This window comes from Myxococcus xanthus, from assembly GCF_006402735.1.
Classification (GTDB): Bacteria; Myxococcota; Myxococcia; order Myxococcales; family Myxococcaceae; genus Myxococcus; species Myxococcus xanthus_A.
The window spans coordinates 7,510,732-7,524,972 of sequence record NZ_CP017174.1; the positions used below are offsets into that span (position 1 = coordinate 7,510,732).

Here is a 14,241-nt window from a genome sequence, read left to right on the forward strand (position 1 = left end):
GGACCCAGAGGATGACCGCCGTGTCCACCGCCTCCGCCGAATACCGGCTGCTCGAAGCGATGCCCCTCCCCACCGCCCTCATCCGCGGTGAGCAGGTGCTACGGGTCAACGCGGCGCTCGCTACCCTGCTGGGCGTTCCGGCGGCGGAGCTGGAAGCCCTGTCACTCTCCGAAAGCATCCGCCGCTTCGTCCCCGCGGAGCGCGGCTGGGTGGAGCCGCTGTACGAATCCCTCGTCCGGGGTGGGCCGCTGCCCGAAGGGCCCGTGTGGGTGCGCGTGCAGCCGGCGAGGGGCCCCCAGCGCACGCTGGCCCTGAGGCATGCGCCCGGAGCGCACCCGGACGAGCTGGTGGTGGTGCTGCTGGAGGCGGAAGCGGAGGACTCCGTGCGGCGCCTCTCGGAGGCGTTGGTGGCGGCCGCCGCGACGATGCTGCGCTGCCGCGACGAGCGGTCGGTGCTGGAGACGGCCGTGGACGCCATCTACCGCCAGGGCTTCTCCGTGTCCGTCATCCACGTGGACGGCGACGCCTTCCGGTACGGGCCCCTGCGGCAGAACCCCTTCATCGTCGCCGAGGCCGAGCAGCTCTACGGCATGCCCCTGGCGGACGTGCGCATTCCGAATGCCGCGCTGCCGCACTTCCTGGAGGTGCTCGAGCGGCGCAAGGCGGCCTTCCACCACGACATGCTTGGCGTGGCGCGCTTCCCGTCTTCAACCCACGGGGGGAGCCCCGTGTGCCAGCTGCATCCGCCAGACATGCGCGGGCTGGACGCGCCCATCCTCGTGGACGGGCATCCGTTCGGCGTGCTCTCCGTGCAGGGTCCCGCCCTCACCCCCGCGGGCGCCAGCACCCTGGAGCTGTTCGCGCAGCTGGTGGGCGGCGCGCTGGAGAACGTGCGCCATCACCAGACGTCCGCGGTGCGGCTGGAGGAGGTGTCCCGGCTCCAGGACGAGCTGGTGGCGCGCGAGCGGCTGGAGGTGCTGGGCGAGGCCGCGGGCGTCGTGGCCCACGAGGTGCGCAATCCCCTGGGCGCCATCCTCAACGCGGTGGCGGTGCTGCGCCGCGAGGCCCACCTGGGGCCCACGGGCCAGGCCGCGGTGGGCATGCTGGAGGAGGAGGCCATCCGGCTGGAGGACATCGTCCGGGACCTGCTGGACGTGGTGCGCCCGTTGGAGCCGCGCCCCCGCCCCGTGCAGTTGGGCGAGCTGGTGCGCCGCGCGCTGGGGCAGATGCATGGCCCGCCGGACGCCCCCACGCTGCGCTTCAGCGTGGACGAGGCCGCGGAGACGCCTCCACTCGAAGGTGACGAGACGCTGCTCCAGCTGGCGGTGACGCACCTGGTGCGCAACGCCGTGCAGGCCTCACCCGCGGGCGGCAAGGTGCGCATGACGGTGGAGCCCGTGGACGGCGGCGTGCGCCTGGTGGTGGAGGACGAAGGGCCCGGCATTCCCGATGTGGACCCGCAGCGCGTCTTCCAGCCCTTCTTCCTCACCCGCGCCAATGGACGGGGGCTGGGGCTGGCCATTGTCCGGCGCGTGGTGCTGGCACACGAGGGCAGCGTACGCGCCAGCAGCCGGCCTCGCGGCGGTGCTCGCTTCGAGCTGTGGCTGCCGCGAGCGCCTAGCCGTATGTCTCCCGTTTGATGCGCTTGTCCTCGATGCCCAGCGCGTGGAGGTGGCCCAGCACCGTCTCCATGAAGCGCGGCGTGGAGGGCGTGCGCGTCTCCAGCGCCTTGCGCCGGTCCCACGGCGTAATCGCCGGGCCGCAGGCGTACACCAGGCACGTGTCCCGGTCCTGAATCAGCTCCTCCAGCAGGGACTGGTGGATGCGGCCCTTCCGCACGGCGGCGCCGAAGCGCGACTCGTCCGTCTCACGGGTGAGCGTGTGCACCACGCGCACGCGGTCCGGGTGCTGGCGCTCCAGGGCGGCCAGCTCTTCGCCGTACAGCACGTCCCCCCACGTCTTGTTGGAGAAGAGGAAGGTGTGGCGCAGCTTCAGCCCCCGGTGGAGCGCGTCCTTGAGGATGGCGAAGTTGGGCACCGCGCCGGAACCGGCCACCAGGTGGACGACGTGCCCGGTGCGCTCCTCCACGTCCTCCGGCAGCACGTAGGGCCCCATGAAGGCCATCACCTTCATCCGCGCGCCGGTGAGCCGGCCATGCACGAGGTAGGGCGACAAGAGCGGCGGATAGCGGGTGAGGCCGGGGATGAACTCCTCGTCCTTCACGGTGATGGCCACCAGCGGCTCGTGCGGCGCGGAGGCGAGCGAGTAGGAACGCTGCGGCTCCTTCCGCCCCTTCTGCTCCTGGAGGTAGGCCGACAGGCGGCCCAATGCGGGGAACTGGTGCGGGTCGATGTTGAGGAACTGCCCGGCCTTGTAATCCAGCGGGACTCCGCCGAAATCCAGGAACAGCGTCGCCGTGTCGTGCGTGTCCATCCGCACGTGGTCGACGGTGACCTCGTATTCCACGGGCTTCCTGGCGCGCGACGCGCGGGCTTCGACCAGACTCATGCGCCCTCCCATAGCCAACCCGCATGGAGGGTGGGAAGAGGGGAAGGAAAAACCGTCCCGCCCCCCAGTCCCACATGAGCGTTGGCTGTACGACGGCCCGCCCGGCAGGCGAGGCGCCGGGACAGGAGGGGTGCTGACGCGCGACACTTGTCGGAACTACATCTGCGGGTGGAGCGTTGAGGGCCTGGGACGACTGCCCCCCTGAGCTAGAGGCGACCGATACGTGCTGCGCATTCTCTTCTTCCTGATGTCGAAGCTGCCAGAAGGCGCCCGCCAGCAGGTGGTCCGCGCCCTGATGGACGGCGTCTGGGACACCCTGGCGAACGAGAAGGTCCTGGGGCGGGAGAACATCCCGGACCAACCCTGCCTCTTTCTCTGCAACCACCTGTCCAACGCGGACGGCTTCACGCTGGACCGGGCCTTCCGGCCGCGCAAGGTCGTCTTCCTGGCCGGAGTGAAGCTGAAGAGCACGGTGATGACGCGCCTGGCGGCGGAGACGATGGAGACCATCGCCATCAAGCCCAACTCGCCCGACATCGAGGCGATGCGGCGGGCGCTGGAGACCATCAAGGCCGGCAAGTCGGTGCTCATCTTCCCGGAAGGCGCGCGCAGCCGCACGGGCACCCTCACCCAGGCGAAGAAGGGACTGTCGCTGATTGCCAAGCGCGCGGGCGTGCCCGTGGTGCCAGTGGCGTTGCAGGGCACGGAGAAGCTGATGCCCATCAACGACTCGGACATGGGCGGCGAGCGGCTCTTCAACGCCGACGTCTTCGTGCGCTTCGGCCCGCCCTTCCGCGTGGAGGCGCTGGAGGCCGAGGTAGCGGGCGCCGAGGACCCGCGCCAGGCCCTGGTGGATGCGATGATGCGCCGGGTGGCGGAGCTGCTGCCGCCCGAGTACCGCGGCTTCTACGCGGATACCCCCGCTCCCGCGGCTCCGGCCCCGGACTGGGAGCGGCCTTCCGCCCCCGCGCCCTGAATGAAGCATTGCGGCGCGCGCCGGGACGCGGACAATGGACGCTCCCGTGACACGCGCCCGCACCGACGAACAGCTCTTTGTCTCCACCCTCCCCGGCCTGGAGCCCGCCCTGGAGGCAGAAGCCTCCGCGCTGGGCTGGAAGCCCCGCCGCGTGGACGGCGGCGTGGAGCTGGAGGGCCCGGCCGGCCTGCACCAGGACGCCAACCTGCGCCTTCGCTGCGCCAGCCGGGTGCTGCTGCGCGTGGGCCACTTCCGCGCGGGAGACTCCGACACCCTTTCCGACCGGCTGGCCGAGTTGGACCTGTCTCACGTCTGGGATGGCCGCTCGCCACCGAAGCTGTCGGTGAGCCTGAACCGCTCCCGCGTGCCAGGGCCCGACGTGGTGTTCTCCGCGGCGGCGTATGCGTGGAACGTGCCCTCGGTGGAGCGCGCGGGGCCGCTCGATGAAGAGGGCGGAGGCCTGGGCCTGACATTGCTGGTGCGGGTGGATGGCGACGCGTTCACCGTGAGCGCCGACACCAGCGGGGATGCGCTGCACCGCCGGGGCTACCGCCAGGAAGTGAGCCGCGCGCCCCTGCGTGAGACGCTGGCGGCGGGCATCCTCCGGCTGGCGGGCTACGACGGCACGCAGCCCCTGGTGGACCCGATGTGCGGCTCGGGCACCTTCCTGGTGGAGGCCGCGTGGATGGCCATGCGCCGGGCGCCAGGACTGCTGCGCGCCTTTGCCTTTGAATCCTTCCCCTCCTTCGATGCCCAGACCTGGGCCGGGCGCAAGGCGCGCGCGGAGGCGGACGCCCTGCCCGCGCCAGGGGCGGCGATTCATGGCTACGACATCAACGCGGGCTCGCTGGGGACGGCGCGGCGCAATGCCCGGCGCGCGGGGGTGACGCTCACGCTGGAGCGGCAAGACGCGCGGACGCTGAAGGCCCCCGTGGAAGGCCCGGGGTTGGTGGTGGTGAATCCGCCCTATGGCAAGCGCGTGGGCGAAGCCGAAGACCTGCCCGCGCTGTACCGGGCGCTGGGGAACACGCTGCGCCAGGGCTTCGCGGGGTGGCGCGCGGCGGTCATCCTTCCGGATGAGGCGCCGCTGATGAAGGCGCTGGGACTGGCGGGGGCGACGAGCCTTCCAGTGCGAAACGGCGGGCTGCGGTGCCGGCTGCTGCTGTCGGGACCGGGGGTGACGTGAGGCCCCGGCCGCCGCCCGCCGCGGCGTGAGGGATGCGAGCCCCGAGCCGCTGCTGCATCGGCGCGAGCGGCACGAGGCTCGGAGCCGCTGCCACCTCGGAACGAGGTGCGCTGACCTGAACGCGCGGCCCCCTGGCCTCCAGGAAGAGGCCAGGCCACAGGGCCCCGGCAAATGCGCCACCGTGAGCGGCGAGGCACCCGAACCGGCAACAACCTGGACTGGTACCTGGAACGACGCGGCGGGAACGCGGACCACACCTTCATCATCACCCAAGGACTGGCTCCGGATGCCATCACGGCGAAGTACGGCGCGCCCCGGGACGTGCTCCACTGCGATGCGTTCGAGGTCTTCCTCTACGGCAAGGACCTGGATGCGCCGATGCGCGCCGGCTTCGCGGCCGAGACAGCCGAGCGAGACGGCACCCGCGCCGGCCCCCCATGAAGACGGCCGTCCGGATGCGCCGTGCCGCCGTGCCGTGGTAACGCGGGCATGTGGAAACCTGGTTCACGCCCTTCGAGCCGAAGCCCCTCGCGGACGAACTCCCCGGGCAATTCCCAAACCCCTTCGACGAGGGCGCGCCCCACGCGCTGGCGCGCCGGGCGGCGGAATGGCTCCAGAGGGAACTCCGGGAAGGCCATCTCGCGCCTGGACTTGCGGCCTCGTGCCTCGACACGTCCGAGGGTGGAAAGATGTTCGGCATCCTCGTGGTCCAGGCGCCTGACGGACGTGTCGGATTCCTCCGCGCCTTCTCGGGCATGCTTGCTGGCCGATGGGACCTCCCCGGATTCGTGCCTCCCCTCTTCGCCCGTGACGAGCGCGAACGACTGGAGCCCGCGGGCGACGCCCTGGTGAAGCGCCTGATGGCCCGTGAGGCGTCCTTCCGCCAGTCCCCCGAGCGCGCCGCCGTCCTGACCGCGCACGACGCGCTGCAAGCACGCCAGACCGAGGCCCGCGCGGCGCTGCGCGCTACACACGACGCCCGGAAGAAGCAGCGCCATGCGAGGCGCACGGACGTCATGGCCTCGGACTCGCTGAGTGAGGAGGCGAAGCGAGCGACGCTGCATGCGCTCGACCAGGAAAGCCGGGGGGACAAGGCGGAATTGCGGAGACTGGAGGCGGAACACGACGAGGCGCAGCGGGCGCTCGCGCCCCAGCGGGCCCGCATGGAGCGGCGGCTTCGCGCCATGGAGCGACTGCGGCGCATCGTCTGCCGTGCGCTGATGAAGCGCCTGCACGACACCTACGTGGTGCCCAATGCACGAGGAGAACACCGTTACCTGCGCGGCCTCTACGCCAGAGGCGAGCCCCCATCGGGCGCGGCGGACTGCGCCGGGCCCAAGCTTCTGGCACATGCCCTCAGCCAGGGCTTCCGTCCGCTTGCGCTCGCCGAGTTCTGGTGGGGTGCTCCTCCTCCCGCGGGAGGCCGGGCCGCCGGCGCGTACTACCCCGCTTGCAAGGACAAGTGCGGGCCGCTGCTGCCGTACATGCTGGACGGTCTCCCTGTCTCCGCGCCCCGGCCCTTCACGGTGCCCGTGCTGCCGTCACGAGGGCTGGACATCGTCTTCGAGGACGAATGGCTCGTGGTGGTGGACAAGCCGGAGGGCCTGCTCTCCCTGCCCGCGAAGGACGTCTCGGTGGAGGACTCCGTGCTCGCCCGGCTGCGCGCGCGATCTCCGGAAGCGACGGGGACGATGCCCGCGCACCGGCTCGACCTGGACACGTCGGGGCTGCTCGTCGCGGCGAAGGACGCGCGCACCTACACGGCCTTGCAGCGCCAGTTCGCCGGGCGCGAGGTGTACAAGCGCTACGTCGCATGGGTCGAAGGAAACGTCCGGGGCGAGCGCGGCACCATCGACTTTCCCATGCGCGTGGACCTGGACGACCGGCCCCGGCAGATTCATGACCCCGTGCACGGCAAGCCCGCGGTGACGGAGTGGCACGCGCTTGAACGCAGCCACGGCCGCACGAAGGTGGCCCTCTTTCCGCTCACCGGGAGGACACACCAGCTGCGCGTTCACGCGGCCCATCCGCTCGGCCTTGGCGCACCCATCGTTGGCGACCGCCTCTATGGCCACCCGGGTCCCCGATTGCATCTGCATGCGGAGGCCCTGTCGTTCCAGCACCCTGTCACGGGACAGCGCATCACGCTGGAGCGGCCGGCGCCCTTCTGACCTCGCGTATCTCGACCGCCAGCCTGCGCCGCACGAGGGCGCCGCGACGCCCGGAGCACCATCGACGCGGGCCCTGGGTGAGAGGTCCCGACCTCGCTGTTCGAACGCGCCGCCCCCTCTGCGCATCCACCGTTCCCGGGCACGCGAAGCAGAGCCCCTCCCTGGGGACGCCCCCCTCAAAGGCGGTGACTTCAATGAGGCGTGCGTCCCTGTCACTGCCCCGGTGGGGCCCCCGCTATCAGCGCGAAGACCAGCACCTGGCGACCGCAGCAGGCAAGGCATGCGTCCTGACCAGCGAGGTGCCAGGCCGCATCGCTATTACAGGCGCCCGCATTCATCCCGGGCCGCGCACCTGGACACCACAGGTGGCGATGTGCGGAGCCTGGCGCCACGACAGGCCGCGTCGCCATGGCAGACGCCCGCGTTCAGCGCGCGACGACGTGCCTAGAAACCACAGCAGGCGATGTACGCGTCCTGGCAAGCGCTGCGGCAAGCCGCGTCGCCATTGCAGGCCGTGAGACCGGCCACGCGGTCCGGCCCACAGAACGAGGGACACGCCTCGAGCGGCCTCGATGCCGCGCGCTCCGCGGACGCGGAGGCGACACAGAGAGGGTCGCCTCCCATGGCCGCATCCACGGCCTCACGCTGCGAGGTCAGGGTGACACCCGCAACCGCCAGGAACAGCAACGCGACAGACACGCCCTTCCTGTTGCGCATGGGAGCCTCTTCCGGCTTGGCACCGCGAACACGCGCCCCGCCCGTCCAGGCGCGAGGCGCGCGCATGACGATGCCAAGCCCCTCATGCGCTGCCAATCCACGCCGGGCGTACGCCCGCGGCGCAGTGCGGCTCACGCCTCTGAGGTGGAAGAAGACACCTCTGGCTCGGAGGCATCTTCGGAGGCATCCGGCTCCGGCGCGGAGACAGTCTCCACCACGGCCGACACCGCCGGCTTCACGCCCAGCTCACGCGTCAGCTTGGGATTCACCCCGGTCTCCGCCAACAGCCGCTCCAGCTGCATGCGCGCGCGCCGGTTCTCCCGGTGTACGCGGCGCCCCAGAATCAGCTCGTTCTTCAGCGAGTGCTCCCAGCCCGTCAGCTCCGTCACCGTCACCTGGTAGCCGAAAGCCTCCAGCGTCAGCGCGCGGATGACGTTCGTCAGGTGCGAGCCGAACTCGCGCCGGTGCCACGCATGCGCGTACAGCAGCGACATGCTACCGCTGCTGGCCACGACGGGGCGCTTCTCCTTGAGCTGCGCGGACACCTCCGCCTGGCAGCACGGCACCACCGCCACGTGGTCCGCGCCATGGCGGATGGCCGCGACGAGCGCATCATCCGTGGCCGTGTCACACGCGTGCAGCGCCATCAGCAGATGGATGCGCTCCGGGTACTGCGCCGTATCGATGTGCGCCGTCTGGAACTGCATCCGCGTGAAGCCCAGCCGTTGAGCGCGGCCCTGGGCCCGCTCCGTCAGGTCCGGCCGGCCTTCGATGGACAGCAGCGTGCCGCTGGCGGCGCCCTTGAGGAACAGCTCGTAGAGGACGAAGCCCAGGTAGGCGTTGCCACTGCCCGCGTCCACCATCACCGCGTTCGGGTGGCGCGCCTGGACATCCTCCACGGCGGGACGCAGCAGGCCCATCAGGTGGTTCACCTGCTTGAGCTTGCGCAGCGCGTCCGCGTTGAGATGCCCCTCGCGCGTGAGCAGGTGCAGCTCGCGCAGCAGCGCGGGGGACTGGTCCGGCAGCAGCTCCCGCCGGACCTGCGAGGCTTTGACGTTGCGCCTCAGACGGACACCACCTCGAGGACCTCGGGAATCATTTCCCGCAGGCGACCCTCGATGCCCATCTTCAGCGTCGCCGTGGACGACGGGCATCCCGCACACGAGCCCTTCATGTGCAGGTAGACGATGCCGTCCTCGAAGCGGTCCAGGGTGATGTCACCACCGTCCATGGCCACCGCCGGGCGGATTTCGCTGTCCAGGATGTCCTGGATGCGCCCTTCCACCGTGCCACCACCGGCCTGTCCCGCCGCCTCGCGGGCCGCCGCCAGCGCCGCCTCGTCCACCACCGGCTCATTCGCCGTCAGGTGGGTGTCCAGCGTGGACATGACCTCGTCATTGAGTTCGTCCCACTCGCCCTCTTCCCCCTTCGTCACCGTCACGAAGTTGGTGCCAATCATCACCGCCGTGACGCCGCGCACGTCCATCAGCTTGCGCGCCAGCGGGGACTTCGCCTGGGCCTCCTCGGGGTTCGTGAAGTTCACCGCCCCGCCCGCCAACAACCGCCGGTCCACCACGTACTTCAGCGTGCTGGGGTTTGGGGTCCACTCGAGCTGGATGTTCACCGACATTCAAATCTCCTTGGACGACTCCTCTAAGGCGCTCGCGGCCCCATAGCAACCCGGCTCGCGGGCTGGCAATCGCCCCTCGCCCCCCTCCGCTCCGGCACCAACCGGTAATCCCAGAAAAATATGAACTCGTAGTGGATTTTGCGTAGACTGGGGGCATGCCCCCGCCACCGCCCCGCGTGCCCGCCAGCGTGTTCGAGGGGTTGTTCGTGCGGGGTCTCCAGGCCGAGGGCCGGCTGGCCCAGGAACTGGAGGCGCTGGGGTACGACAGCCGAAAGCCGGAGTTGGACTACCCCATTTCTCTCTGGCAGCGGGCAGTGGCCCTGGCACGGCGGGAGCGCTACTCGGAGCTCGGTGACGAGGACGCCTACCGGCAGCTGGGCCGCCAGGGCGTCTTCGGCTTCGCGCAGACGCTGGTAGGCCGCGTGGCCGCGGTGGCCCTGCCCATGATTGGGCCTGCGCGGGCCCTGGAGCGGGTGCCTCGCTACCTGGCGATGATGGGCCGCTCGGATGTGGACGTCTCGATGTCCTCCGAAGGCGAGCGCGGCCGCCGCCTCTCCCTGTCGGACCGCTACAACCGGCCCGAGCTGATGGCGGGGGGCCTGGAGGGAATGTTGGAGATGGCCAACGCCCGGCCTCGAATCTCCGTGGAGGAGCGCAGCAGCGGGGGGTACCGTCTGTTCGTGCGCTGGTAGCCCGCCAGCCCCACCCTGGAGCCCCGCGTGTCCTACCCGCCCAGACTCGCCCATCTCGCCACCCGCGCCGTGGTGGTGGCGAAGCTCGTCCCCACCTACGCGCAGGCCCACCACATCGACGAGGAAGAAGCAGCGCAGCGGCTGTCCAGCGCGCTCTCCGGACGGATGCTGCCCACGCTGCTGGATGTCGCGTGGACCGCCATGCGCGGCAAGGCGAAGCGGCTCACCGACGACGGGCTGGTGGAGAAGGTGGCCGCCACCTTGAGTGAGCGGCCCCTGCGGCCGGGACGCATCGCCCCCGTGGGTCCGGCGCTCAGCGCGTTCTTCATCCTGGTGGACCTGGAGGTGGGCACCGCGGGTGACGCCGCGCGGCGGGTCATGGAATCGGACGAGGGACGCCGCCGGGGGGAGGAAGGACTGGCGGAAGCCGGACGCTTCCTCGCCGCGGAGCTGACTCGCGGGAAGTAGCGCCCGGACAGTCGTGGCAGCAGCGGGTACGCATCGTTATAGGCTCGCCCTGGCCCAGGCTCCGACGATGTCGACACCGCTCCCCACCACGCTGCGCATCCTGCGCTCCCTCACCGACGTCCCCCGTGCCACGTGGGATGCGCTGGTGGACGCCCGGGCCACGCCGTTCCTGGAGTGGACCTTCCTCACCGCGCTGGAGGAGAGCGGCTGCGCGGTGCCGGCGCGGGGCTGGCACCCCCGGCACCTGACGCTCTGGCGCGGCTCGCGTCTGGTGGCCGCCGCGCCCGCCTATCTCAAGGACGACAGCGACGGGGAGTTCGTCTTCGACAGCCCCTGGGCCACCGCCGCCGAGCGCGCGGGCCTGCGCTACTACCCGAAGCTCGTGCTCGCCGTCCCCTTCACCCCCGCCACGGGGCGCCGCGTGCTGGTGGCCCCGGGCGAGGACCGCGCCGCGCGCGAGGCGGAGCTGTACGCCGCCGCCCAGGAGTTCGCCCGGGCCGAGCGCCTGTCCGGCATCCACGTCCTCTTCTCCACCGAGGAGGAGCTGCCCGTCCTGGAGGCCCAGGGCTTCGCCGTGCGGCTGGGCGTGCAGTACCACTGGCGCAACCAGGGCTACCGGACGCTGGAGGACTTCCTCGCCCGCTTCCACGCCAAGCGCCGCAACCAGCTGCGCCGGGAGCTGCGCGCCCTGACCGAGCGCGGCATCGAGGTCCGCACCCTGCGCGGGGACGCGCTGGCGGACGTGGACGCGGACACCGTCTACCGCCTGTACGCCACCACGGTGGACAAGTACCCGTGGGGCCAGCGCTTCCTCACCCCGGACTTCTTCGCTCGCGTGCTCGCCCGCTTCCAGCACCGCTGCGAGTGGGTGGAGGCCCGCCGGGAAGGCCGACTGGTGGCCGGTGCGTTCAACTTCACCGGTGCCAACGTTCTGTATGGCCGTTACTGGGGCTGCTTCGAGGAGCACCCCTTCCTTCACTTCAACGTCTGCCTGTACCACCCCGTCTCGGAGGGCATCACCTCCGGGCTGGAGCGCTTCGAGCCGGGCGCGGGGGGAGAGCACAAGCTCACCCGGGGATTCGAGCCGCACCTCACGTACAGTGCGCACCTGCTCCTCCACCCGGGCATGGACAGGGCCGTGCGCGGCTTCCTGGCCCACGAGCGGGCAGCCGTCGAAGGAGGCCTGCCCCAGTGGCGGGCGGAGACTGGTTTCAAGGAGGGGGACTGAAAATCCCCCGCCCGTTCAGCAAAGGGAGTCCGAACGACTTATGGCGCAGAAGCATGAGCACGACACCTCCGTCATCACGGAGTCCGCCCCCAAGCAGAAGCTCAAGAAACCGCCGCTCTACAAGGTGCTCCTGCACAACGACAACTACACGACCCGGGAGTTCGTCGTGGCGGTGCTCAAGGAGGTCTTCCACAAGTCGGAGACGGATGCCGTGCAGATCATGCTGCACGTTCATTACAACGGTGTCGGGGTGGCCGGCGTTTATACGTACGACGTCGCCGAAACGAAGATTCAGACGGTGGAGGCCGCGGCGCAGGAGAACGACATGCCGCTGCGACTCTCCATGGAACCCGAGGAAGGTTGAAACGTGGCAGGACCGCTGATTGCCAAAGAGTTGCAGGCCAGCTTCCGCACCGCCCTGGACGAGGCGCGGAAGATGCGCCACGAGTACCTGACGCTGGAACACCTGCTCCTGGCGCTCACCCGGGACGCGCGCACGCGCGAAGTCTTGAAGGGGTGCGGCGCCAACGTGAAGCAACTCCAGGAGCGCCTGGTCTCCTTCCTGGAGGAGACGGTTGAACGCCTGCCGGAGGGCGTGGACGCCGAGCCGCAGCAGACCATCGGCGTGGAGCGGGTGCTCCACCGCGCCGCCATGCACGCGCTGTCCGCCGAGCAGAAGCTCATCGACGGTGGGGACGTGCTGGTGGCCCTCTTCCGCGAGGACGAGAGCCACGCGCTCTACCTGCTCCAGCAGGAGGGCGTCACCCGGTTGGATTTGCTCAACTACATCTCCCACGGCGTCACCAAGGACGGCGAGGGTGAGGGTGAAGGCGAGGAGAGCGCCGGCCACGCCGCCCCCGCGGGCGACGACGACGAGGGCGAGTCCCCGAAGAAAAGCCCGCTCGAGGCCTACACGGTGCAGCTCAACATCGAGGCCAAGGAGGGGCGCATCGACCCGCTCATCGGCCGCGAGAAGGAGCTGGAGCGCACCATCCAGGTGCTCTGCCGCCGCCGGAAGAACAACCCGCTCTACGTAGGTGAGGCGGGCGTGGGCAAGACGGCCATCGCCGAAGGCCTGGCGCTGCACATCCACGAAGGCCGAGTGCCGGAGGTGCTGAAGGACGCCGTCGTCTACTCGCTGGACATGGGCGCGCTGCTCGCGGGCACCAAGTTCCGCGGCCAGTTCGAGGAGCGGCTCAAGGGTGTGCTCAAGGCCCTGAAGGAGCAGCCGAACGCCATCCTCTTCATCGACGAAATCCACACCATCGTCGGCGCGGGCGCCACCAGCGGCGGCTCCATGGACGCGTCCAACCTGCTCAAGCCGGCGCTGGCCAGCGGGCGGCTGCGCTGCATCGGCTCGACGACGTACCAGGAGTACAAGTCCGCCTTCGAGCGGGACCGGGCCCTGTCACGCCGCTTCCAGAAGATTGAGGTGGGTGAGCCCTCCGTCGAGGACACCATCCTCATCCTGGAAGGGCTGAAGAGCCGCTACGAGGAGCACCACGGGGTGAAGTACCAGCCCGAGGCCATCCGCGCGGCGGCGGAGCTGTCCGCCAAGCACATCAACGACCGGTTCCTGCCGGACAAGGCCATCGACGTCATCGACGAGACGGGCTCGGCCGAGCGGCTCAAGCCGGAGGGCCAGCGCTCCAACACCGTCAGCGGCGCGGACGTGGAGGCCGTCGTCGCGAAGATGGCGCGCATCCCCGCCAAGAGCGTGTCCGCCAGCGAGGGCGTGCAGCTGCAGAATCTGGAGAAGGACCTCCAGGGCGTCATCTTCGGGCAGGACCCGGCCATCAAGGACCTGGTCAGCGCCATCATGCTGGCCCGCTCCGGCCTGCGCGCGCCGGAGAAGCCCATTGGCTCGTTCCTCTTCTCCGGCCCCACGGGCGTGGGCAAGACGGAGCTGGCCAAGCAGCTGGCGCAGTCGCTGGGCGTGGAGTTCCTGCGCTACGACATGAGCGAGTACTCGGAGAAGCACACGGTGAGCCGGCTCATCGGCGCGCCGCCGGGCTACGTCGGCTTCGACCAGGGCGGCCTGCTCACGGACGCCGTGCGCAAGCACCCCTACGCGGTGGTGGTGCTGGATGAAATCGAGAAGGCCCACCCGGACCTCTTCAACATCCTGCTCCAGGTGATGGACCACGCGACGCTGACGGACAACAACGGCCGCAAGGCCGACTTCCGCAACATCGTCCTCATCCTCACCACCAACGCGGGTGCCCAGGAGATGAGCACCAAGGCCATTGGCTTCGGGGACCTCGCGAAGCCGGTGGACGCCACCCGCGCGAAGAAGGCGATTGAGCGCACCTTCACGCCGGAGTTCCGCAACCGCCTGGACGGGTGGATTCTCTTCTCCGGCCTGCCGCCCGAGGTCATCCTCAAGGTGGTGGACAAGGAAGTGCGCCTCCTCCAGAAGATGCTGGACGAGAAGAAGGTGAAGCTGGCGCTGACGCCCGCCGCCCGCGCATGGCTGGCCGAGCACGGCTACGACCCGGCCTTCGGCGCACGCCCCATGGCCCGGCTGGTGGACAACTCGCTGAAGAAGCCGCTCGCCCAGGCGCTCCTCTTCGGGGACCTCAAGAACGGAGGCACCGCCCACTACGACGTGGAGGATGACAACCTCAAGCTGCGCACGGAGCCCGCCACCGCCGAGGTGGCGTAG

At 70.2% G+C, this 14,241-nt stretch carries 14 protein-coding genes; 10 read left to right on the forward strand and 4 right to left on the reverse strand.

Annotation, left to right across the window (positions count from 1 at the left end):
• The first annotated feature begins 11 nt into the window (after positions 1-11).
• Positions 12-1,640 carry a sensor histidine kinase gene (locus tag BHS09_RS30850; protein ID WP_174260602.1) on the forward strand — a complete coding sequence of 543 codons (1,629 nt, stop codon included), beginning with the start codon at positions 12-14 and terminating at the stop codon, positions 1,638-1,640.
• Here BHS09_RS30850 and BHS09_RS30855 read toward each other — a convergent pair.
• On the reverse strand, positions 1,618-2,508 hold the full coding sequence (locus tag BHS09_RS30855) for a ferredoxin reductase domain-containing protein (protein WP_174258944.1): 891 nt from the start codon (positions 2,506-2,508) through the stop codon (positions 1,618-1,620). The two genes, BHS09_RS30850 and BHS09_RS30855, sit on opposite strands and share 23 nt — an antisense overlap.
• Positions 2,509-2,731: 223 nt before the next feature.
• Between BHS09_RS30855 and BHS09_RS30860 the strand changes: the two genes are divergently transcribed.
• The 4 genes from BHS09_RS30860 to BHS09_RS30875 all read left to right on the forward strand — a co-directional run bounded on the left by BHS09_RS30860 (position 2,732) and on the right by BHS09_RS30875 (position 6,841).
• A complete protein-coding gene (locus BHS09_RS30860) occupies positions 2,732-3,484 on the forward strand; it encodes a lysophospholipid acyltransferase family protein (RefSeq protein ID WP_140799804.1) in 753 nt (250 codons plus the stop codon).
• A 34-nt stretch (positions 3,485-3,518) separates the two neighbouring features.
• Entirely contained in the window at positions 3,519-4,670 is a 1,152-nt protein-coding gene (locus BHS09_RS30865; protein ID WP_140799805.1) for a THUMP domain-containing class I SAM-dependent RNA methyltransferase, read from the forward strand.
• Positions 4,671-4,841: 171 nt separating this feature from the next.
• On the forward strand, positions 4,842-5,111 hold the full coding sequence (locus BHS09_RS30870) for a hypothetical protein (protein WP_140799806.1): 270 nt from the start codon (positions 4,842-4,844) through the stop codon (positions 5,109-5,111).
• Between the two features lie 50 nt (positions 5,112-5,161).
• Entirely contained in the window at positions 5,162-6,841 is a 1,680-nt protein-coding gene (locus BHS09_RS30875; protein WP_140799807.1) for an RluA family pseudouridine synthase, read from the forward strand.
• A gap of 444 nt (positions 6,842-7,285) precedes the next feature.
• Here BHS09_RS30875 and BHS09_RS30880 read toward each other — a convergent pair whose 3' ends face one another.
• The 3 genes from BHS09_RS30880 to BHS09_RS30890 all read right to left on the reverse strand — a co-directional run bounded on the left by BHS09_RS30880 (position 7,286) and on the right by BHS09_RS30890 (position 9,188).
• Positions 7,286-7,558 carry a hypothetical protein gene (locus tag BHS09_RS30880; protein ID WP_140799808.1) on the reverse strand — a complete coding sequence of 91 codons (273 nt, stop codon included), beginning with the start codon at positions 7,556-7,558 and terminating at the stop codon, positions 7,286-7,288.
• A 131-nt stretch (positions 7,559-7,689) separates the two neighbouring features.
• Positions 7,690-8,712, reverse strand: coding sequence for a class I SAM-dependent methyltransferase (locus BHS09_RS30885; RefSeq protein WP_140795002.1), 1,023 nt, complete (start codon positions 8,710-8,712; stop codon positions 7,690-7,692).
• A complete protein-coding gene (locus BHS09_RS30890; RefSeq protein ID WP_140795003.1) occupies positions 8,622-9,188 on the reverse strand; it encodes a NifU family protein in 567 nt (188 codons plus the stop codon). Before BHS09_RS30890 ends, BHS09_RS30885 begins: the two co-directional genes overlap by 91 nt.
• A 155-nt stretch (positions 9,189-9,343) precedes the next feature.
• Between BHS09_RS30890 and BHS09_RS30895 the strand changes: the two genes are divergently transcribed.
• The 5 genes from BHS09_RS30895 to clpA all read left to right on the forward strand — a co-directional run bounded on the left by BHS09_RS30895 (position 9,344) and on the right by clpA (position 14,241).
• On the forward strand, positions 9,344-9,880 hold the full coding sequence (locus BHS09_RS30895; protein WP_140799809.1) for a DUF2378 family protein: 537 nt from the start codon (positions 9,344-9,346) through the stop codon (positions 9,878-9,880).
• Between the two features lie 27 nt (positions 9,881-9,907).
• Positions 9,908-10,348, forward strand: a complete 441-nt coding sequence (locus tag BHS09_RS30900) for a hypothetical protein (protein WP_174258945.1) — start codon at positions 9,908-9,910, stop codon at positions 10,346-10,348.
• A gap of 67 nt (positions 10,349-10,415) precedes the next feature.
• Positions 10,416-11,576 (forward strand): GNAT family N-acetyltransferase, encoded by a 1,161-nt coding sequence (locus BHS09_RS30905; protein WP_140799810.1) that lies wholly within the window; start codon positions 10,416-10,418, stop codon positions 11,574-11,576.
• A 40-nt stretch (positions 11,577-11,616) separates the two neighbouring features.
• Complete coding sequence (locus BHS09_RS30910) at positions 11,617-11,940, forward strand: ATP-dependent Clp protease adaptor ClpS (RefSeq protein ID WP_011555974.1); 324 nt, start codon at positions 11,617-11,619, stop codon at positions 11,938-11,940.
• A 3-nt stretch (positions 11,941-11,943) separates the two neighbouring features.
• On the forward strand, positions 11,944-14,241 hold the full coding sequence (gene clpA, locus BHS09_RS30915) for an ATP-dependent Clp protease ATP-binding subunit ClpA (protein ID WP_140799811.1): 2,298 nt from the start codon (positions 11,944-11,946) through the stop codon (positions 14,239-14,241).